We start from the raw sequence: 19,537 nt of genomic DNA, 5'->3' as shown, positions 1-19,537 counted from the left end.
GGGCAGCGGTGGATGCGGGTTACGCACCCAACGACTGGCAGGTCGGGCAGACGGGCAAGATCGTCGCACCGCAGCTGTACATCGCCGCCGGCATCTCGGGGGCCATCCAGCACCTGGCCGGCATGAAGGACTCCAAGGTCATCGTCGCCATCAACAAAGACCCTGAGGCGCCGATCTTTGCGGTGGCTGACTACGGCCTCGAGGCCGATCTGTTCACCGCGGTGCCGGAACTGGTGAAGGCGCTGTAAAGCGCGAACACCGCAAGAGCCCGTTCGCCCTGCGGCCAACGGGCTTTTTGTTGCCCGAACATAAAAGCTGAAGGAGATGCCATGAGCTACGTCGCTCCCGTCAAGGACATGCTGTTTTGCATGAAGGAACTCGCCAACATCGAAGCCGTGGCGCAACTGCCCGGGTTCGAAGAAGCGGGTCTGGAGACGGCCCAGGCCGTGCTCGAAGAGTGCGCCAAGTTCAACGAAGGCGTGCTCGCGCCCTTGAACTTTGAGGGCGACAAGAACCCGTCGTACTGGAAAGACGGCGAAGTGTTTACGACGCCAGGCTTCAAGGACGCCTTCCGCCAGTTCGGTGAAGGTGGCTGGCAAGGCCTGCAGCACCCGACCGACTTCGGCGGCCAAGGTCTCCCCAAGACCATCGGTGCCGCATGCATCGAGATGCTCAACAGCGCCAACATGAGCTTCGCGCTGTGCCCGCTGCTGACCGATGGCGCGATCGAAGCGCTGCTTACGGCTGGTTCCCCCGAGCAGCAAACCATCTACCTGCCGAAGATGATCGAAGGCACATGGACCGGCACCATGAACCTGACCGAGCCACAGGCCGGCTCCGACCTGGCGCTGGTGCGCACGCGCGCCGAACCGCAGCCCGACGGCACCTACAAGATTTTCGGCACCAAGATCTTCATCACCTACGGTGAACACGACATGGCCGAGAACATCGTGCACCTCGTGCTGGCCCGCGTGGTCGGGGCACCGGAAGGGGTGAAGGGCATCAGCCTCTTCGTCGTGCCGAAGTTTCTGGTCAAGGCCGACGGTTCGCTGGGCGAGCGCAACGACGCGCACTGCGTGAGCATCGAGCACAAGCTGGGCATCAAGGCCAGCCCCACGGCCGTGCTGCAGTTCGGCGATCACGGCGGCGCGATCGGCACGCTGGTGGGCCAGGAGAACCGTGGCCTCGAGTACATGTTCATCATGATGAATGCGGCTCGCTATGCCGTCGGCATGCAGGGCATCGCGGTGGCCGAGCGCGCCTACCAGAAGGCCGTGCAGTACGCGAAGGACCGTGTGCAGTCGCGCCCGGTCGACGGCTCCATGCCGGGCAGCGCGCCGATCATTCATCACCCCGATGTGAAGCGCATGCTGATGACCATGCGTGCACAGACCGAAGGCTGCCGTGCAATGGCCATCACCGCGGCAGCGGCTTACGACGCGGCGCATGCGCACCCCGATGCCGAGGTCCGCAAGCAGAACCAGGCCTTCTATGAATTCATGGTGCCCTTGGTCAAGGGCTACAGCACCGAGATGAGCCTCGAGGTGACGAGCCTCGGCGTGCAGGTGCACGGGGGCATGGGCTTCATCGAGGAAACCGGCGCGGCGCAGTACTACCGCGACGCGAAGATTCTCACCATCTACGAAGGCACGACCGCCATCCAGGCCAATGACCTGGTGGGTCGCAAGACGGCGCGGGACGGTGGCCAGACGGCCAAGGCCATCGCTCGCCAGATCGCGAGCACCGAGGTCGAACTGGGCAAGAGCGACAGCGTGAATGCACGCGCTGTCATGAAGCGCCTGAGTGCGGCGCGCGTGGCCTTTGAGCAGGTGGTCGACTTCGTTGCGGTTGGTACCAAGGGCAACCCGAATGCGGTGTTTGCCGGCTCGGTGCCCTACCTGATGCTCGCCGGCAATGTCATGGCCGGTTGGCAGCTTGCGCGCGCCTTGCTGGTGGCCGAGTCGCAACTCAAGGCAGGCGAGGGCGATACCGCGTTCCTGCAAGCCAAGGTGACGACCGCGCGCTTCTACGCAGACCACATCCTGAGCCGCGTGCCAGGCGTGCGCGATGCCATCGTCGAAGGCGCCGAGAGCGTGACGGCGCTGTCCCTCGAATCCTTCTGACCTGTCGCTCGCGTGACTGCTCGCGCCTGAGCCCGCTGCGCACACTCCAACCCAATCGACCTACCCATTTCGGAGACACCCYGTGGCCTTGCCTCCCATCCTGCAGAACCTGCCCCTGCCCATCATCGGTTCGCCGCTGTTCATCATCAGCAACCCCAAGCTCGTGATCGAGCAGTGCAAGGCGGGGGTCGTCGGCTCCATGCCGGCGCTGAATGCCCGGCCTGCCGAGTTGCTAGACGAGTGGTTGGCCGAGATCACCGAGACGCTCGCGGCCTACAACAAGGCCAACCCGAACAAGCCAGCCGCGCCTTTCGCCATCAACCAGATCGTGCACAAGAGCAATGACAGGCTCGAACACGACATGGCCTTGTGTGCCAAGTACAAGGTGCCCATCATCATCACTTCGCTGGGTGCGCGCGAGGACGTGAATCAGGCCGTCCATGCCTGGGGCGGCGTGGTGTTGCACGACATCATCAACAACAAGTTCGCTCACAAGGCGATCGAGAAGGGCGCTGACGGCCTGATCGCCGTGGCGGCGGGAGCCGGTGGCCATGCGGGCGTGAAGAGCCCGTTCGCGCTGGTGCGCGAGATTCGTGAATGGTTCGACGGCCCGATCGCGCTGAGCGGTGCCATTGCAAGTGGCGAAGCCGTGCTGGCAGCGCAGGCCATGGGCGCCGACTTCGCCTACATCGGCTCGGCCTTCATCGCGACCGACGAAGCGCGCGCCGACGAGGCCTACAAGCAGGCCATCGTGAACAGCAGCTCCGACGACATCGTCTACTCCAACCTCTTCACCGGGGTGCATGGCAACTACCTTGCGCCGTCGATCCGTGCGGCAGGCCTCGACCCAGACAATCTGCCCGAAAGCGACCCGAGCAAGATGAGCTTCGGCGGTGGTGAAGGCTCCAAGGCCAAGGCCTGGAAGGACATCTGGGGTTCGGGGCAGGGCATCGGCGCCGTCAAGAAGATCGTGCCGGCACGCGAGTTGGTGCAGCGCCTGAGCGATGAATACACCGCGGCGCGGCGTCGCCTCGGTGTCGCCGCGGCCGTCGCCTGAGTCAGGCCAGCGGTTCGACCGTGAGGTCGCAATCGCAGCCGGAGCCTGCCGAGATCATGCGCATCGCGAAGCTCGCAGCCATGGCTGCGAGCCAGCGCGGTGCCACGAAGCGCTGCGGCTCGCTCACCACGCCGCAGCGGTAGCGGCCTTCTTCCGAATTCCACAGCAAGGCCTTGCAGGCGCCTTGGCGTTGTCTGCTGATTAGCATGCCGACGGGGCAGGGCTCCGTTGCGCAACACACTCCGCAGCCATTGCACGGCTCGCCCCACGCTGGCTTGGGCGCTRCGGCTGGGTGAATGTGGATGGTCTGGTACATCGTGGTTGACGCTTAAAGGGACTTCTCCCTTTTCACATTGTGTTAACTCACACGGTGTCCAATCACTCGAAGTGGCTGCCCATAAACAACGGTGTTACAGTCGCCCGCAGACTTTTTAGGTCCTTCCCGTCCCCTTGATCGCAGCAGTCAAGGCGGGTCGCAATCCGCCAGTCGGTTCAGCCGTGTCGCGGAAGGTTTATCAACCCACTACAGCACCGGGAACCGGAGCGAAAGGTGAGCGAAATGATGCAGGAATACAGGTCCAATTCGTACCTGTTCGGGGGCAATGCGCCCTATGTCGAAGAGATGTACGAGGCCTACCTCGACAACCCGGGGTCCGTGCCCGACAACTGGCGTACGTATTTCGACGCCCTCCAGAACGTACCCGCCGCCGACGGCTCCGAAAGCCGTGACGTCGCTCATGCGCCGGTGGTCGAATCGTTCGCGCAACGCGCCAAGGCCAACGCCTTCGCCGTCAAGGCGAGCGCTACCGAACTGGCCGTCGCACGCAAGCAGGTTCACGTCCAGTCGCTGATTGCAGCCTACCGCTCGCTCGGCGCACGCTGGGCTGACCTCGATCCGCTCAAGCGCCAGGAGCGCCCGAAGATTCCCGAGTTGGAGCCGGCGTTCTACGACCTGAGCGAGTCCGACATGGACATCACGTTCAGCGCCACCAACACCTACTTCACCACCGCCGAGCAGCAGACGCTGCGCGAGATCGTGCAGGCGCTGCGTGAAACCTACTGCGGCTCCATCGGTGCCGAGTTCATGCACATCACCGAGCCGAGCGAAAAGCGCTGGTGGCAGCAGAAGCTCGAAGCCATTCGCTCGAAGCCCAATTTCACGGGCGATGAGAAGAAGAACATCCTCGACCGGCTGACCGCGGCCGAAGGCCTGGAGCGCTATCTCCACACCAAGTACGTCGGCCAGAAGCGCTTTTCGCTCGAAGGCGGTGAAAGCTTCATCGCGTCGATGGACGAAGTGGTGCAGCGCTCGGGTGTCAAGGGCATCCAGGAAATCGTGATCGGCATGGCCCACCGCGGCCGGCTGAACGTGCTCGTCAACACCCTTGGCAAGGCGCCGAAGAACCTGTTCTCCGAGTTCGACCACACCGCCCCTGAAGAGTTGCCCTCCGGCGACGTGAAGTACCACCAGGGCTTCTCGAGCGACGTGACGACCGACGGCGGCCCGGTGCACCTGAGCCTCTCGTTCAACCCCTCGCACCTCGAGATCGTGAACCCGGTGGTCGAAGGTTCCGTGAAGGCCCGCCTGGATCGCCGTGGCGACAAGGAAGGCGACACCGTGCTGCCCGTGATCGTGCACGGCGACGCGGCCTTCGCCGGCCAGGGCGTGGTGATGGAAACGCTGGCGCTGGCGCAAACGCGCGGTTATTACACCGGCGGCACGCTGCATATCGTCATCAACAACCAGATCGGCTTCACCACCAGCGACCCGCGCGACAGCCGCTCGACGCTGTATTGCACCGACGTGGTCAAGATGATCGAGGCACCGGTGCTGCACGTGAACGGTGACGATCCCGAAGCCGTGGTGCTGTGCACCCAGCTCGCGCTCGACTATCGGCAAGAGTTCAAGAAAGACGTGGTCGTCGACATCGTCTGCTTCCGCAAGCTGGGCCACAACGAGCAGGACACGCCCTCGCTCACTCAGCCGCTGATGTACAAGAAGATCGCCCAGCACCCAGGCACGCGCAAGCTCTACGGCGACAAGCTGATCGCCCAGGGCGTGCTGCAGGCCGAAGGCCCGGACGAGATGGTCAAGGCCTTCCGTGCCGCGATGGACAGTGGCAAGCACACCGTCGACCCGGTGCTAACCAACTACAAGAGCAAGTACGCGGTGGACTGGTCACCGTTCCTCAACAAGAAGTGGACCGACTCGGCCGACACGGCACTGCCGCTCGCCGAGATCAAGCGGCTGGCTGAACGCATTACCACGCTGCCGCCGAAGTTCAAGGCCCACCCGCTGGTTGAAAAGGTGCTGGCCGACCGCGCTGCGATGGGGCGCGGCGAGATCAACGTCGACTGGGGTATGGCGGAACACTTCGCTTATGCCTCGCTGGTGGCCAGTGGCTACCCCGTGCGGCTGTCGGGCGAAGACAGCGGCCGCGGCACCTTCACCCACCGCCATGCGGTGTTGCACGACCAGAATCGCGAGAAGTGGGACGAAGGCACCTGGACGCCACTCGAGCACATCGCCGACAGCCAGGCTCCGTTCGTCGTGATCGACTCGCTGCTGTCCGAAGAAGCCGTGCTCGGCTTCGAATACGGCTACGCCTCGGCCGACCCGAACACGCTGGTGATCTGGGAAGCCCAGTTCGGCGACTTTGTCAACGGCGCGCAGGTGGTGATCGACCAGTTCCTCGCGTCCGGCGAAGTGAAATGGGGCCGTGCCAATGGCCTCACGCTGATGCTGCCGCACGGCTACGAAGGGCAAGGCCCGGAGCACTCGTCGGCACGCCTCGAGCGCTTCATGCAGCTCGCCGCTGACAACAACATGCAGATCGTGCAGCCCACCTCGGCGAGCCAGATCTTCCATGTGCTGCGCCGGCAGATGGTGCGCATGTTCCGCAAGCCGCTGGTGATCCTGACGCCTAAGTCGCTTCTGCGCGCCAAGGATGCGTCTTCTCCGCTGTCTGAATTCACCAAGGGCGAATTCAAGACCGTGATTGGCCCGGCTCGCGACGAGATCGAAGCCGACAAGGTCAAGCGCGTGATCGCCTGCTCGGGCAAGGTCGCCTACGACCTGATCAAGCGCCGCGACGAGAAGAAGGCCTGGGACACGGTGATCCTGCGTGTGGAGCAGCTCTACCCGTTCCCGCACAAGGCGTTCGCCGCCGAGCTGAAGAAGTTTCCCAACGTGACCGACGTGGTCTGGTGCCAGGACGAACCGCAGAACCAGGGCGCCTGGTTCTTCGTGCAGCACTACATCCACGAAAACATGCTCGAAGGTCAGAAGCTGGGCTATGCCGGCCGGCCGGCCTCGGCATCGCCGGCAGTGGGTTACGCCCACCTGCACCAGGAACAGCAGAAGGCTCTGCTCGACCAGGCCTTCAGCAAACTCAAGGGCTTCGTCCTCACCAAATGACGCTCTGGCAAGCGACGGCGGCCGCCCTGCGCCACCGTCGCTTCGCGCGCTCGGCCGCATCTGGCGGCTATCAGCGCGGGGTGAACACCACAAGAAAGAATTGAAATGGCAATCGTAGAAGTCAAGGTCCCGCAGCTTTCAGAATCCGTGGCCGAAGCCACTTTGCTGCAGTGGAAGAAGAAGCCCGGTGAAGCCGTGGCGCTGGATGAAATCCTGGTCGAAATCGAAACCGACAAGGTCGTGCTTGAAGTGCCGGCCCCCGCCGCCGGCGTGATGGTGCAGCTGGTCAAGGGCGATGGCGAAAGCTGTGTCAGCGATGAAGTCATCGCCAAGATCGACACCGAAGCCGCAGCGCAGGTCAGCCCGCTGGAAGTGAAGCCGGCTCCCGCCACCACCCCGGTTGCGCCGGCGCCTGCCGCAGCAGCAACCAGCACGGGCGGTAGCAAGAGCGACGTGGCGATGCCCGCCGCCGCGAAGATCATGGCCGACAACAACCTCGCTGCCGGCTCGGTGTCGGGCACCGGCAAGGATGGCCGCGTGACCAAGGGTGACGTGCTGGGCGTGCTGGCGTCGCCGCCCGCCGCGAAGCCGGCCGCAGCTCCTGTCGCCGCACCGGTGGCAGCCGCCGTCGCCAGGCCGCTGCCTTCAGTCGCAGCGCCCGCTGCGGCCAACCTAGGTGATCGCCCCGAGCAGCGCGTGCCGATGAGCCGCCTGCGCGCCCGCGTTGCCGAGCGCCTGCTGCAATCGCAAGCCACCAACGCCATCCTGACCACGTTCAACGAAGTGAACATGGCGCCAGTGATGGAGATGCGCAAGAAGTTCCAGGAGAAGTTCGAGAAGGAGCACGGCGTGAAGCTCGGCTTCATGAGCTTCTTCGTGAAGGCGGCCGTGGCCGCGCTCAAGCGCTACCCGGTGATCAACGCTTCAGTCGACGGCAACGACATCGTCTACCACGGCTATTTCGACATCGGCATCGCCGTCGGTTCGCCACGCGGCCTGGTGGTGCCCATCATCCGCAACGCCGACCAGATGAGCTTTGCCGACATCGAGAAGAAGATCGGTGAATTCGGCCAGAAGGCGAAGGACGGCAAGCTGTCGCTCGACGACCTGACCGGCGGCACGTTCTCGATCTCGAACGGCGGCACCTTCGGCTCGATGCTGTCGACGCCGATCATCAACCCACCGCAGTCGGCCATCCTGGGCGTGCACGCCACCAAGGACCGTGCTGTCGTGGAGAACGGCCAGATCGTCATCCGCCCGATGAACTATCTGGCGATGAGCTACGACCACCGCATCATCGACGGTCGCGAAGCCGTGCTGGGCCTGGTCGCGATGAAAGAAGCGCTGGAAGATCCGTCGCGCCTTCTGTTCGATATCTAAGGACGCACGATGGCAACCAAGCAATTCGACGTCATCGTCATCGGCGGTGGCCCAGGCGGCTACATCGCCGCCATCCGTGCGGCGCAGCTCGGCTTCAACACGGCCTGCATCGACGACTGGAAGAACGCCAAAGGCGGCCCTGCACCGGGTGGCACCTGCACCAACGTGGGCTGCATCCCATCCAAAGCGCTGCTGCAATCGAGCGAACACTACGACCATGCCAAGCTGCACTTTGCCGATCACGGCATCAGTGTCGGTGAGTTGAGCCTGGACCTCGCCAAGATGCTCAGCCGCAAGGACGCGGTGGTGAAGCAGAACAACGACGGCATCCTGTACCTCTTCAAGAAGAACAAGGTCACGTTCTTCCACGGGCTCGGTTCCTTCGTGAAGGCTGCCGACGGCGGCTACGAGATCAAGGTGGCCGGAGCGGCCGAAGAGTCGATCTCGGGCAAGCACATCATCGTCGCGACTGGTTCCAGCCCGCGCGCGCTGCCTGGTGCGGCGTTCGATGAAGAGAACATCCTCAGCAACGATGGCGCGCTGCGCATCGAAGGCGTGCCGAAGAAGCTGGGTGTGATCGGCTCGGGCGTGATCGGCCTTGAAATGGGCTCGGTATGGCGGCGCCTGGGCGCCGAAGTGACGGTGCTGGAAGCGCTGCCCACTTTCCTCGGTGCTGTGGACGAGCAGATCGCCAAGGAAGCCAAGAAGGCCTTCGACAAGCAGGGCCTGAAGATCGAGCTCGGCGTGAAGATCAGCGAAGTCAAGTCAGGCAAGAAGGGCGTGAGCATCGCTTACGCCAATGCCAAGGGCGAAGCGCAGACGCTGGAGGTCGACAAGCTCATCGTTTCCATCGGCCGCGTGGCGCACACCAAGGGCCTGGCCCCGGAAGCCGTCGGCCTGAAGCTTGACGAGCGCGGTGCCGTGGTGGTCGATGACGAGTGCAAGACCAACCTGCCGAACGTGTGGGCCATTGGCGACGTGGTGCGCGGCCCGATGCTCGCGCACAAGGCCGAAGAAGAAGGTGTGGCCGTGGCCGAGCGCATTGCCGGCCAGCACGGGCACGTCAACTTCAACACCATTCCGTGGGTGATCTACACCTCGCCTGAGATCGCGTGGGTGGGCCAGACCGAGCAGCAGCTCAAGGCCGCGGGCCGCGCCTACAAGGCGGGTACGTTCCCGTTCATGGCCAATGGCCGTGCGCGCGCGTTGGGCGATACGACCGGCATGGTCAAGTTCTTGGCCGACGCGGCGACGGACGAGATCCTCGGTGTGCACATCGTTGGCCCCATGGCGTCGGAGCTGATCTCCGAAGCCGTGGTCGCCATGGAGTTCAAGGCTTCCGCTGAAGACATTGCACGCATCTGCCACGCCCACCCGAGCCTGAGCGAGGCCACGAAGGAGGCCGCACTCGCCGTCGACAAGCGCACGCTCAACTTCTGACGTGACAGCCGTTGTGGGCGTGCGAGCGCTCTACGAGCAGACCCTGGCGGAGCGCGGCTATGCACCCGATCCGGCGCAGCTCAGGGCCGTTGACGCTCTGGAGCGCTGCGAGAGCGAGTGGGCCGACTACAAGGCACGGCGAAGCAATGCGCTGACGAAGCTGCTTGCTCGCCCGCCGATCCCGCGTGGGGTCTACATGTACGGCGGAGTGGGGCGGGGAAAAAGCTTTCTGATGGATTGCTTTTTCAACGCCGTGCCGCTCACGCGCAAGACGCGGCTGCATTTCCATGAGTTCATGCGTGAAGTGCACCGCGAACTGGCCGAGCTGAAGGGCACGGTCAACCCCCTGTTCGAACTGGGAAAGCGCATCGCGCGCCGCTATCGGCTGATCTGCTTCGACGAATTCCACGTCGCCGACGTCACCGACGCGATGATTCTTCATCGCTTGCTGGAGTCGCTGTTCGAGCACCGCGTGAGCATCGTCACCACCTCGAACTTCAAGCCGGACGATCTTTATCCGAACGGTTTGCACCGCGATCGCATCCTGCCGGCGATCGAGCTGCTGAAGGAGAAGATGGAAGTGATCGGCGTGGACAACGGCACCGACTACCGGCGCCGCACGTTCGAGCAGGTGACGATGTACCACACGCCGCTCGGCCGGCAAGCCGATGCAGCGATGACCGAAGCATTCGATCGCCTGGCCGAGAGCCGGGACGAGACGCCCATCCTTCAGATCGAGCACCGGGAGCTGAAGGCTCGCCGCAAGGCGGGCGGCGTGGTGTGGTTCGATTTCAAGCAACTGTGCGGTGGCCCGCGCTCGCAGAACGATTACCTCGAACTCGCGACGCAGTTCCACACGGTGCTGCTGTCCGACGTACCGCAGATGTCGCCTCGACTGGCATCCGAAGCGCGCCGCTTCACGTGGCTGGTGGACGTGCTGTACGACCGGCGGGTCAAGCTGATCATGTCGGCGGAGGTGCCCCCCGAAGAGCTGTACACCGATGGTCCCTTGGCGCATGAGTTTCCGCGCACGGCCTCGCGTTTGAACGAAATGCAGTCGACCGAGTTTCTGGCGCTCGCGCGCCGTGACGTGGACACTTCGCTGACATGAACAAGCGCCTTGCCCTGTTGCTGCTCCTGTTGTGCGGACTCGTCCATGCGGACGATTCTGCGGAGAAGGAGCGGCTCAAGAAGCAGCGCGAGGCCATCGAAGCGGAACACGCGCAACGGGAAAAGGTCTGCCACCAGCAGTTTGTCGTGAACTCGTGTTTGGAGAACGCGCGCGTCGACAGGCAGAAGGCTTTGCAGACGGTGCGGACGCAAGAGCTGGCCATTGAAGATGCAGAGCGCCGCGAACGCGCGCAGGCTCAGGCAGAGCGGCTGGAGAAGAAGGCACAAGCCGCGCAGGAGCGCAACAGCAAGAAAGCCGTCGAACCGAAACCAGCCAAGGCGGCGCGCGCGGCGCCTCCTCCGAAGGCCGCCAAGCCGCCGGCCCCGAAGGCGTCAGCAGCTGAGCGAAGTGCCAACGAAAAACAGGAGCGCGAAGCCTTCGAAGCGCGTCAGCGCGAGATCAAGGCCCATCGAGAAGCGGTGGAAAAGCGCAACGCCGAGCGTGCCAAACGCAAGCCGCCACCCCAACCGCTGCCTATACCGGCCAGCGCGGCAATGCAGTAACGCTGCTCAGCCCAGAGGGTCGACCCGGATCAAGGCCAGCGACAGGTTGTCGCCCGACCCCCGTGCTCGTTGACGTGCCTTGCTGACCAGCATCTCGCTGGCTTCGCGGGGTGGCAGCGTGTGCACGATGGCGCCAAGTTCTTTCGGCGTGAAGTAGTGCCACAGGCCGTCACTGCAGGCCAGCATGGTGTCGCCCGTTTCCAGGCGATCGATGTGGTGCAGCGTCAGCGGTGGATCTTGAAAGGTGCCGAGGCAGCCGGTCAGCAGGTTCGACTGCGGGTGGCTGTTGGCCTCGTCTTCGGTGATCTGCCCTTCATCGACCAGGCGCTGCACGAACGAGTGATCGATGGTGCGCTTGACCATGTCGGGGCCGCGAAAGTGATAGATGCGGGAGTCGCCGGCGTGAATCAGGTCGCACTCGCGTGACGGGCTGATCAGGAAGGCCGTCACCGTGCTGTGGGGTTCTTCTTCGGCGGTGATGGCGGTCAGCTTGATCATCAGGTGCGCTTCAAGCACCAGTTGCTTCAAGAGCTCGGAGGGGTCGTCCTGGTTGGGGCTGTAGCGCTCGAATAGCTGCTTGGCCGTGAGGATCACCTGGTCCGCTGCCTTGCGCCCGCCGCTCTTGCCGCCCATGCCGTCGGCCAGCACGCCGAGCGCACAGCCAGGAACACGATGGTGGGGCAGGATCTCGACCTGGTCTTGCTGGTAGGCGCGGTCGCCGCGATGAATGCCGGTGGCGGCCGACAAGCGATAGCCAGGAGGGGTGCTCATGGTCGAAAACTATAATCGCTTTGCCTCTCTGCTCTCAATCAATCGCGCTTCCATGGATGACAACCTGCATTCGCCACAGCGCCGACTGATCGAGCTCCGCATGGAACACGCCGACCTCGATTCCGTCATCGATCAAACCGCCGAAGAACGCCCCGCGGACGACTTGGCGTTGCGTCGCCTTAAGAAGCGCCGTCTCGCTCTGCGCGACCAGATTTCCAAGCTCGAAGTCCGGCTCGAGCCGCCCGAACCTGCATGACGAGCCTCAGTGAAGACGTCGCCCAGGCCTTCGCACCGGGCGGTGCGCTGGCGCAGGCCGACGCGCGCTACGTCGAGCGCGAGGTGCAGCAACGAATGGCGCAAGACGTGGCGTCGGCCATCGACGAGCAGCGTGCACTGGTCGCCGAGGCCGGCACCGGTGTCGGGAAGACTTTTGCCTACCTGGTGCCGACCATGCTGTCGGGCAAGCGGGCGCTGATCAGCACGGCCACCAAGAGCCTGCAGGATCAGCTGTTCCTGCGTGATCTGCCGCGGTTGCGGGATGCCTTGCAGCTTCCGGTGTCGATCGCTCTGCTGAAAGGCCGGGCGAGCTACCTGTGCCACCACCGCCTGAACCAGGCCCGCCAATCGGCCCAGTTGCCCGACCGCTGGGCGGTGCGCACGCTGGCCAAGATCGAGACCTGGGCGCAAAGCACGCAGAGCGGCGACCTGGCCGAGCTGGAAGGGTTGGACGAGCGTTCCAGCGTGATCCCGCTCGTCACATCGTCACGTGAGAACTGCCTGGGCAGCGAGTGCCCTGAATACCGCCAGTGCCATGTGATGAAGGCGCGGCGCGAGGCGATGGCGGCCGACCTCGTTGTCGTCAATCATCACCTGTTCTTTGCCGACATGGCCTTGCGCGACAGTGGGGTCGCCGAGCTGCTGCCCAGTGTCGAGGTGGCCGTGTTCGACGAGGCGCACCAGCTGGCCGAAGCCGGCGTGCAGTTTCTCGGCACCACGCTCGGCAGTGCCCAGGTGATCGACTTCGCACGCGACATGCTGGGCGTTGGTCTGCAGCATGCTCGTGGCCTGGTGCCGTGGCAGGAGCTGGCGGGTGCTTGCGACCGCGCGGCGCGCGATCTCCGGCTGGCAGCGGTCGGGCCCTTGCGCGAGGTGCGCGGGTCGCTCAAGCTTCGTTGGGAAGAGCGGGCGGCTCGTGCCGATTTCATCGAAACCTTGAGCCAGGTTGCCAGCGCCTGTACTGCTGCGAGCGAGGGGCTGACCACGGTGGATGAACTCGCGCCCGACTTCACCAAGCTGGCCGAGCGAGCCAAACAGCTCGCCCGTCAGGCGCAGCTCTTCAGTGGTCATGTCACGCCAGGGCGCGTGCGCTGGATCGACCTGTCGCCGCACCAGGCGCGCATGGTCGAGTCACCGTTGGACATTCGCGAGGCATTGCGCGAGCAGATGGCGGCCGCACCCAAGGCCTGGATCTTCACCTCGGCCACATTGGGCGACGACGAGCGCCTGAGTTGGTTCACCGAATCTGCCGGTCTCGATGACGCCACCACCCTGCGCGTGGGCAGCCCTTTCGACTACGCGGCTCATGCGCGGCTCTACGTGCCGGCCGGTTTTCCAAAGCCCAACGAGCCGGGGCACCCTGGCGCCGTGGCGGTGCTCAGCGCGCGCTGCGCTCGAGCGCTGGGAGGCCGGACCTTCGTGCTTACGACCACCTTGCGTGCGCTGCAGGCCATCGGTGAACGCCTGCGAGACATCTTCGAAACCGAAGGCGACAACATCCAGGTGCTGGTGCAAGGCAACGCTCCCAAGCGTCAACTGCTGCAGCAGTTTCTGAACCAGCCGCGCTCGGTGCTGGTTGGTTCGCAAAGCTTCTGGGAGGGCATCGACGTGCCCGGCGATGCGCTGCAATGCGTGCTCATCGACAAACTGCCATTCCCGCCGCCGAACGATCCGCTGGTCGAGGCGCGCGTCAAGCGGCTCGAGAGCGAAGGCCGCAACCCGTTTGCCGAATACTTCGTGGCCGAGGCGGCGGTGTCGCTCAAGCAGGGGGCAGGGCGCCTGATTCGAAGCGAGACGGACCGTGGGCTGCTGGTGATCTGCGACCCACGGATGGCCGGCATGAACTACGGGCGTCGGTTGCGCGAGGCCTTGCCGCCAATGGCGCGCGTGATGAACGAAGACGAGGCGCTGGCCTGGCTGGACAGCCTTTCGGCGGCTTCGTTGCCGTTCTGAGCGCGCTTACTTCGTCGAGGGTGCTGCGGCGGCGATGAAGCTGCTGTTGGGGAAGTTCTTGCGCAGCACCCGGTCTGCGTCGTCGCGCAACTGATCCAGGCCGAGGCGGTCGTAGCTTTGCACCATGATCGCCAGCGCCTCTTCGGCGGCAGGCGCTTGCTGGAACTCTTGCACGGTCTGCTGCACGCGGTTCACGGCAGCGAGGTAGGCGCCGCGGCGATAGTAGTAGCGCGCTACGTGCACTTCATACGCGGCCAGCGAGTTCACGATGTAGCGCATGCGCACCTGCGCGTCGGGCGTGTACTTCGAGTTCGGGAACTGCTCGGTGAGCTGCTTGAACGACTGGTACGAATCGCGCGACGCCTGCTGGTCGCGCTCCGACAGATCCTGGTTGGCCAGGTTGCCGAAGATGCCGAGGTTGTCGTTGAAGTTGATCACGCCCTGCAGATACAGCGCATAGTCGAAAGCAGGGCTCGTAGGGTGGAGCTTGATGAAGCTTTCGACGATGGATAGGGCCGTGGCTTTCTCGCCGGTGCGGTAGTTGATGTAGGCGCGCTCGAGCTGCGCCTGCTGCGACAACAGCGTGCCGGCAGCGCGGCCTTCGAGGCGCTCGTACAGCTTGGCGGCACGTTCGTAGCTGCCGGCGGCGGCTTCTTCCTTCGCCTCTGAATACAATTTCTCGACGCTCATGCCGGCGGTTTCGTCTTTCGGCGTCGAGCCGCAAGCGACCAGCACCATCGACAGAGCCAGCGATGCCAGGCTCCCAACACGGTCTGACCAGCGAATCCGATTCATGAGCTTCATGGCACCGCTGAAGCGGCGCTTCCAGTGAGAAGAAGAAAGCAAAGATTATATGGTTCAGCCCCCATCGCAGATTGAGCAAACCCTGCTCGGAGAGCCGGATGATGAAGACGCGCCCGAGCGGCGGGCGGCCGTGGTCGCGCGCGAATTCCACGGGCAGCGTCTCGACAAGGCGCTCGTCGCGATGGCGGACGAGTTCTCACGCAGCCATCTGCAGGGGTTGATCGAGCAGGGTCATGTCTCGGTCGATGGCGTGGTGGCGAACTCAGCCTCGCGCAAGGTGCTGGCGGGCCAGCAGATCGTCGTTGACCTCGTGCCGACGCCCGAGAGCCGCGCTTTCCGGGCCGAAGCTTTGCCCTTGAACATCGTGTTCGAAGACGAGCATCTGATGGTCATCGACAAGCCGGCCGGCCTCGTCGTGCACCCGGCCGCTGGCAACTGGTCGGGGACCTTGCTCAATGGCGTGTTGGCGCATCACGCAACAGCAGCCACGTTGCCGCGTGCTGGCATCGTGCATCGACTCGACAAAGACACCTCGGGCCTGATGGTGGTCGGCAAGACGCTGCCCGCCGTGACGAGCCTCATGCGCGCGATTTCGGCGCGCGAAGTGCACCGCGAGTACCTGGCGCTGGTTCACGGGCATTTGGGCCAGGAGTCATTCCGCGTCGACGCGCCGTTGGCGCGCGACCCGCAGTCGCGCGTGCGCATGGCCGTAGTGGCCAGTGGCAAGCCTGCACAGACCGATGTGACGCGACTGGCGGTCACTGAGACCGCCGATGGACCGGTCAGCGCCGTGCGCTGCAAGCTGCACACCGGTCGCACGCATCAGATTCGCGTCCACCTGGCGTCGCGCGGCTATCCGCTGATTGGCGACATCATGTACGGAGGGCATCACGCGCTGGGCATGCAGCGCCAGGCCTTGCATGCCGTTCGCCTCGGCCTGAGTCACCCGCAGACAAGCGAAGCCCTGTCGTTTGACGCCGGGCCGCCAGCCGATCTGGCCCAGGCTTGGCAACAGGTGGATACCAGACGTGGCAGCCTCTGACGAGGGGCTATACAATGCACGTCAACCCCTTCCCTGGCACCAAAGCGTTCGACGCTGCGCTACGCGCCCTGCCGACGGAAGTGAGCGCGCCGAATGCGGCGCGACAAGTGGTTCGCCGCGCTGAACGCATCGAGCCTTGAGGTCACCCACTCAGCAGCCATTGATGTGGACCCGCCGGTAGCCGGCCTGTCCCTGCAAAAAGCTGCTGTGAAAGAGCCGATCCCAGAGAGCCCGTTGGCCCTCCCGACTGAGGATAACGACGAAGTCCATGAACACACAGGATGCAAAGCGCGTCCTTGAAACCGCGCTCATCTGTGCGCAGCAGCCCCTGCCTCTGAGGGACATGCGCACGCTCTTCGCCGACGAGCTTGGCCCGGACAGCCTGCGCGTCCTGCTCGACGAGCTGATGCGTGACTGGGAGGGCCGCGGCGTCGAGCTGGTTGCGCTGTCCACGGGCTGGCGGTTTCAAAGCCGCCCTGAGATGCGCGATTACCTCGACCGGTTGAACCCCGAGAAGCCGCCGAAGTATTCACGCGCCGTGATGGAAACGCTGGCCATCATTGCCTACCGCCAGCCGGTGACGCGGGGTGACATCGAAGACATCCGCGGCGTCACCGTCAGCAGCCAGATCGTCAAGCAGCTCGAAGACCGTGGCTGGATCGAAGCGATCGGCTACCGCGAGGCGCCTGGGCGACCGGCCCTCTACGCCACGACGCGGCAGTTCCTCGACGATCTGGGCCTTGCGAGCCTGGAGCAGTTGCCTGCCTTGGACGGCTCTTCACTGGGCAACATGGCGGCGCTGGCTGAGGCCTTGCCCGCCCAACCGTCGTTGCTGGAGCCTGATCAGGCTGCACTGGGGCTTGAAGCCGAGTCCGAACCGGCTGTTCAAGCTGACGAAGAGCTTGTGCCGGTCGACGGCTCCGTTGAAGTGGCTCTGGAAGCCCCTGCGGAAGATCCTGCTGAAGTCGCTGAGGAAACCTCTGTTGAGGTTTCCTCAGAGTCAGAACCCGCACCCAAAGAACCCCCCCTTTCTCACCCCGAGCCTGCGGCCGATGCCGCCCCGATGGATCCCGAAGCATGAATCACCCCGACGACGACACCCCGGCCGACTTGAGCGCCGCGCCCGCAGACGCACCGCAGGCCGAGGCCAAGCCGGTTCGACGTCCGCGTGCACCCAAAGCGGAAGCTGTTGCCGCCGAGGCGGTCGCTCCTGCTCCTGCTCCTGCTGCTCAAGCTCCTGCAGTCGAAGCGCCGACGGAAGAGGCGCCAGCCAAACCCGCACGGAAGCGGCGTGCGGCTGCGGTGAAGACCGAAGAGGCGGCTTTAGAGATCGCGCCTGCAGAGCCAGTTGCTTCGGCCCCTGTTGCTGCCGAGGTGCCTGCTGCTCCGCCCGCCGTCGTTGAAGCGGCGCCAGCTGCGGCCGAGACGCAGGACGCCGCTGACGGCGAGGGCGGTTCAACTGAAGCGGGGCAAGAGGATCGGCCCAGGTCATCACGCAATCGTCGTCGAGGTCGCAAGGATCGGCAGCGTGGCGAAAACGGCGAAGTTCGTGAAGCGGGCGCAGCCGAGGTGGCGCAGCCCGTGCAATCGGCAACGGCGCAGGCGGGCGAAGTGTTTGCCCAAGTGCTGTCGGGTGACTTCGATGTGGAAGCGCCCGCCCCCGAAGGCGAACCGGAGGCCACCGAAGAGGCCCCCGAGTACAAGCGTGTGCTGGCTGCTGAGCCCGACGCGCCCAAGCTGCACAAGGTGCTGGCTCAATCCGGCATCGGCTCGCGTCGCGACATGGAGCAGCTGATCGAAGATGGCCACGTGACGGTCAACGACGAGCCGGCCCATGTGGGGCAGCGCATCTCGTTCGGCGACCAGATCAAGGTCAACGGCAAACCGGTGCGCGTGCGCATCGTGCCGCCGCCGCCACGCATCATTGCGTACCACAAGCCGGTGGGCGAAGTCGTCACGCATGACGACCCGGAAAATCGGCCGACGGTGTTTCGCCGTCTGCCGCGCCTGCAGCAGGGCAAGTGGCAGTCGGTTGGGCGCCTCGACCTGAACACCGAAGGCCTGCTGCTGTTCACCACGTCCGGTGAACTGGCGAACCAGCTGATGCACCCGCGCTTCGGCGTGGAGCGCGAGTACGCCGTGCGCGTGCTCGGCCAACTGAGCCAGGAAGACAAGGACGAGCTGCTGAACGGCGTCAATGTTGAGGGGCAGACGGCTAGCTTCAAGTCGATCGAAGACGGCGGCGGTGAAGGTGCGAACCACTGGTACCGCGTGGTGATCACCGAAGGTCGCAACCGTGAAGTGCGCAAGCTGTTCGACGCCGTGAGCCTCACTGTCAGTCGCCTGATCCGCATCCGCTACGGCACCGTGGTGCTGCCGCGGGGCTTGAAGCGAGGTGTCTGGGTCGACCTGGACGACAACGACGTCCGCACCATCCGCCGGCTGGCCAGCGGTGGTGGCGAACCGCGCCCACAGAGCGATCGCAACAACGACCGCGGGGCAAACCGCGGAAACCAGCGCAATGACCGCGGCGGCGGTCGACCCAACGACCGCGGTCCCCGCGGCCAGGGGCCTCGTCCGGCTGGTGGTCCGAACCCCGTGCCGGCGCAGGCGCGCGACACCTCGCAGGGCGATGTCGATCGCGACGACGAAGATCTCGATTTCGACCCGAGCAAGATCCCCAACCCGCTGGAGCAGACCTTCGACAAGCGCTTCGTACAAGGCAAGTCGCGCGGTCCGGTGGGCGGTGCCGGCTTTGGCCGCGGCGGCGGCGGCTTCGGCGCCGGCGGTAGCGCGCCACCGCGTCAGCAGCAGGGTGGCAAGAAGGGTGGCGGTCCGCGCGAGCCCGATCCCCTGCAGACATCGGTCGGATACATCGGGGCCGATGCTTTCCGCAACAAAGGCGGCCGCGGTGGTGGCCGGGGCGGTGGTGGCGGAAACCGAGGTGGTGGTGGAGGTGGTGGTGGAGGTGGTGGTTTCGGCGGTGGTGGTGGGGGCGGGGGCGGCTTTGGCGGAGGCGGCGGTCGCCGCGGCCGCTAGGCATCAAGAGTGAGTTGACACGAAGGAACCTACCTTCAAGCGTTAGAATCCAAGGCTTTGCCAAGTGCTTGATTCAGGAGAAAAAATTATGGCGATCGAACGTACGCTTTCCATCATCAAACCCGACGCGGTCGCGAAAAATGTGATCGGCCAGATCTACGCCCGCTTCGAAGGCGCCGGCCTGAAGATCGTGGCCTCGAAGATGGCGCATCTGTCGCGCGGCGAGGCCGAAGCCTTCTACGCCGTGCACAAGGCACGCCCGTTCTTCAAGGACCTGGTCGACTTCATGATCTCCGGCCCGGTGATGATCCAGGTGTTGCAAGGTGAGGGCGCCATCGCCAAGAACCGCGACCTGATGGGCGCCACCGACCCGAAGAAGGCCGAGAAGGGCACCATTCGTGCCGACTTCGCCGACAGCATCGATGCCAACGCAGTTCACGGCTCTGACGCTCCGGAGACGGCAGCCCAGGAAGTGGCGTTCTTCTTCGCCGGCCTAAACGTTTACAGCCGCTGAGGCCTGGAACGGGTTTTCAGCCTCGCGCCTCGTTAGAGGCCTTGGG

18 protein-coding genes are annotated in these 19,537 nt (G+C 64.6%); 15 read left to right on the top strand and 3 right to left on the bottom strand.

Annotated features, from left to right (window positions below; translation table 11 throughout):
* The 3 genes from AC1DYS_RS31450 to AC1DYS_RS31440 form a co-directional block, all read left to right on the top strand.
* Positions 1 to 248: electron transfer flavoprotein subunit alpha/FixB family protein (locus AC1DYS_RS31450; protein ID WP_477905909.1), on the top strand; the 248-nt coding region annotated here is incomplete at its 5' end.
* Positions 249 to 329: 81 nt separating this feature from the next.
* Positions 330 to 2,123, top strand: a complete 1,794-nt coding sequence (locus AC1DYS_RS31445) for an acyl-CoA dehydrogenase (protein WP_477905907.1) — start codon at positions 330 to 332, stop codon at positions 2,121 to 2,123.
* Between the two features lie 82 nt (positions 2,124 to 2,205).
* Entirely contained in the window at positions 2,206 to 3,180 is a 975-nt protein-coding gene (locus tag AC1DYS_RS31440) for an NAD(P)H-dependent flavin oxidoreductase (RefSeq protein ID WP_477905905.1), read from the top strand.
* Between the two features lies 1 nt (position 3,181).
* Here the strand turns inward: AC1DYS_RS31440 and AC1DYS_RS31435 are convergent, their stop codons facing one another.
* Positions 3,182 to 3,388 carry a hypothetical protein gene (locus tag AC1DYS_RS31435; protein ID WP_477905903.1) on the bottom strand — a complete coding sequence of 69 codons (207 nt, stop codon included), beginning with the start codon at positions 3,386 to 3,388 and terminating at the stop codon, positions 3,182 to 3,184.
* Between the two features lie 351 nt (positions 3,389 to 3,739).
* Here AC1DYS_RS31435 and AC1DYS_RS31430 point away from each other — a divergent pair, with 351 nt between their 5' ends.
* The 5 genes from AC1DYS_RS31430 (at position 3,740) to AC1DYS_RS31410 (ending at position 11,092) form a co-directional block, all read left to right on the top strand.
* A complete protein-coding gene (locus tag AC1DYS_RS31430) occupies positions 3,740 to 6,598 on the top strand; it encodes a 2-oxoglutarate dehydrogenase E1 component (protein ID WP_477905920.1) in 2,859 nt (952 codons plus the stop codon).
* Positions 6,599 to 6,703: 105 nt separating this feature from the next.
* Positions 6,704 to 7,978, top strand: a complete 1,275-nt coding sequence (odhB, locus tag AC1DYS_RS31425) for a 2-oxoglutarate dehydrogenase complex dihydrolipoyllysine-residue succinyltransferase (protein WP_477905901.1) — start codon at positions 6,704 to 6,706, stop codon at positions 7,976 to 7,978.
* A 9-nt stretch (positions 7,979 to 7,987) separates the two neighbouring features.
* Entirely contained in the window at positions 7,988 to 9,418 is a 1,431-nt protein-coding gene (gene lpdA, locus AC1DYS_RS31420) for a dihydrolipoyl dehydrogenase (RefSeq protein ID WP_477905899.1), read from the top strand.
* 13 nt (positions 9,419 to 9,431) lie between these two features.
* Positions 9,432 to 10,529: a cell division protein ZapE gene (gene zapE, locus AC1DYS_RS31415; protein ID WP_477905918.1), complete on the top strand. Its 1,098-nt coding sequence runs from the start codon at positions 9,432 to 9,434 to the stop codon at positions 10,527 to 10,529.
* A complete protein-coding gene (locus AC1DYS_RS31410; protein WP_477905897.1) occupies positions 10,526 to 11,092 on the top strand; it encodes a hypothetical protein in 567 nt (188 codons plus the stop codon). Before zapE ends, AC1DYS_RS31410 begins: the two co-directional genes overlap by 4 nt.
* Before the next feature lie 6 nt (positions 11,093 to 11,098).
* On the opposite strand, the gene AC1DYS_RS31405 is transcribed toward AC1DYS_RS31410, so the two are convergent.
* A complete protein-coding gene (locus AC1DYS_RS31405) occupies positions 11,099 to 11,863 on the bottom strand; it encodes a PP2C family protein-serine/threonine phosphatase (protein WP_477905895.1) in 765 nt (254 codons plus the stop codon).
* 52 nt (positions 11,864 to 11,915) lie between these two features.
* Here AC1DYS_RS31405 and AC1DYS_RS31400 point away from each other — a divergent pair, with 52 nt between their 5' ends.
* Both AC1DYS_RS31400 and yoaA read left to right on the top strand, forming a co-directional pair.
* The gene (locus AC1DYS_RS31400) at positions 11,916 to 12,119 is read left to right on the top strand and encodes a YdcH family protein (RefSeq protein WP_477905916.1); all 204 of its coding nucleotides are present in this window, start codon (positions 11,916 to 11,918) and stop codon (positions 12,117 to 12,119) included.
* Positions 12,116 to 14,092, top strand: coding sequence for a DNA repair helicase YoaA (yoaA, locus tag AC1DYS_RS31395; protein WP_477905894.1), 1,977 nt, complete (start codon positions 12,116 to 12,118; stop codon positions 14,090 to 14,092). Before AC1DYS_RS31400 ends, yoaA begins: the two co-directional genes overlap by 4 nt.
* Before the next feature lie 6 nt (positions 14,093 to 14,098).
* Here yoaA and AC1DYS_RS31390 read toward each other — a convergent pair whose 3' ends face one another.
* Positions 14,099 to 14,887 (bottom strand): outer membrane protein assembly factor BamD, encoded by a 789-nt coding sequence (locus AC1DYS_RS31390; RefSeq protein ID WP_477905892.1) that lies wholly within the window; start codon positions 14,885 to 14,887, stop codon positions 14,099 to 14,101.
* A 58-nt stretch (positions 14,888 to 14,945) separates the two neighbouring features.
* Here AC1DYS_RS31390 and AC1DYS_RS31385 point away from each other — a divergent pair, with 58 nt between their 5' ends.
* The 5 genes from AC1DYS_RS31385 (at position 14,946) to ndk (ending at position 19,491) form a co-directional block, all read left to right on the top strand.
* Positions 14,946 to 15,938 (top strand): RluA family pseudouridine synthase, encoded by a 993-nt coding sequence (locus AC1DYS_RS31385; protein WP_477905890.1) that lies wholly within the window; start codon positions 14,946 to 14,948, stop codon positions 15,936 to 15,938.
* A 93-nt stretch (positions 15,939 to 16,031) separates the two neighbouring features.
* On the top strand, positions 16,032 to 16,238 hold the full coding sequence (locus tag AC1DYS_RS31380) for a hypothetical protein (protein WP_477905887.1): 207 nt from the start codon (positions 16,032 to 16,034) through the stop codon (positions 16,236 to 16,238).
* Positions 16,239 to 16,281: 43 nt separating this feature from the next.
* On the top strand, positions 16,282 to 17,019 hold the full coding sequence (scpB, locus tag AC1DYS_RS31375) for an SMC-Scp complex subunit ScpB (protein ID WP_477905885.1): 738 nt from the start codon (positions 16,282 to 16,284) through the stop codon (positions 17,017 to 17,019).
* Complete coding sequence (locus AC1DYS_RS31370) at positions 17,016 to 18,977, top strand: pseudouridine synthase (protein WP_477905883.1); 1,962 nt, start codon at positions 17,016 to 17,018, stop codon at positions 18,975 to 18,977. The genes scpB and AC1DYS_RS31370 overlap by 4 nt, the downstream gene beginning before the upstream one ends.
* 88 nt (positions 18,978 to 19,065) lie before the next feature.
* The gene (gene ndk / locus AC1DYS_RS31365) at positions 19,066 to 19,491 is read left to right on the top strand and encodes a nucleoside-diphosphate kinase (protein WP_047496350.1); all 426 of its coding nucleotides are present in this window, start codon (positions 19,066 to 19,068) and stop codon (positions 19,489 to 19,491) included.
* The last annotated feature ends 46 nt before the right edge of the window (positions 19,492 to 19,537 follow it).

This window comes from Rhizobacter sp. P2_G4, assembly GCF_056403575.1.
Note: the sequence above shows the minus strand (reverse complement) of the source record. Positions and strands in the feature narration are given on the sequence as shown.

Excerpts from the sequence above, each read along its gene's own strand:
- AC1DYS_RS31400 (WP_477905916.1), top strand. The coding sequence starts at position 11,916 with ATGGATGACAACCTGCATTCGCCACAGCGCCGACTGATCGAGCTCCGC.
- AC1DYS_RS31385 (WP_477905890.1), top strand. The coding sequence starts at position 14,946 with ATGGTTCAGCCCCCATCGCAGATTGAGCAAACCCTGCTCGGAGAGCCG.
- AC1DYS_RS31405 (WP_477905895.1), bottom strand. The coding sequence starts at position 11,863 with ATGAGCACCCCTCCTGGCTATCGCTTGTCGGCCGCCACCGGCATTCAT.
- ndk (WP_047496350.1), top strand. The coding sequence starts at position 19,066 with ATGGCGATCGAACGTACGCTTTCCATCATCAAACCCGACGCGGTCGCG.
- AC1DYS_RS31380 (WP_477905887.1), top strand. The coding sequence starts at position 16,032 with ATGCGGCGCGACAAGTGGTTCGCCGCGCTGAACGCATCGAGCCTTGAG.
- AC1DYS_RS31370 (WP_477905883.1), top strand. The coding sequence starts at position 17,016 with ATGAATCACCCCGACGACGACACCCCGGCCGACTTGAGCGCCGCGCCC.
- lpdA (WP_477905899.1), top strand. The coding sequence starts at position 7,988 with ATGGCAACCAAGCAATTCGACGTCATCGTCATCGGCGGTGGCCCAGGC.
- AC1DYS_RS31390 (WP_477905892.1), bottom strand. The coding sequence starts at position 14,887 with ATGAATCGGATTCGCTGGTCAGACCGTGTTGGGAGCCTGGCATCGCTG.
- AC1DYS_RS31430 (WP_477905920.1), top strand. The coding sequence starts at position 3,740 with ATGATGCAGGAATACAGGTCCAATTCGTACCTGTTCGGGGGCAATGCG.
- yoaA (WP_477905894.1), top strand. The coding sequence starts at position 12,116 with ATGACGAGCCTCAGTGAAGACGTCGCCCAGGCCTTCGCACCGGGCGGT.
- scpB (WP_477905885.1), top strand. The coding sequence starts at position 16,282 with ATGCGCACGCTCTTCGCCGACGAGCTTGGCCCGGACAGCCTGCGCGTC.
- AC1DYS_RS31410 (WP_477905897.1), top strand. The coding sequence starts at position 10,526 with ATGAACAAGCGCCTTGCCCTGTTGCTGCTCCTGTTGTGCGGACTCGTC.
- AC1DYS_RS31435 (WP_477905903.1), bottom strand. The coding sequence starts at position 3,388 with ATGCTAATCAGCAGACAACGCCAAGGCGCCTGCAAGGCCTTGCTGTGG.
- AC1DYS_RS31445 (WP_477905907.1), top strand. The coding sequence starts at position 330 with ATGAGCTACGTCGCTCCCGTCAAGGACATGCTGTTTTGCATGAAGGAA.
- odhB (WP_477905901.1), top strand. The coding sequence starts at position 6,704 with ATGGCAATCGTAGAAGTCAAGGTCCCGCAGCTTTCAGAATCCGTGGCC.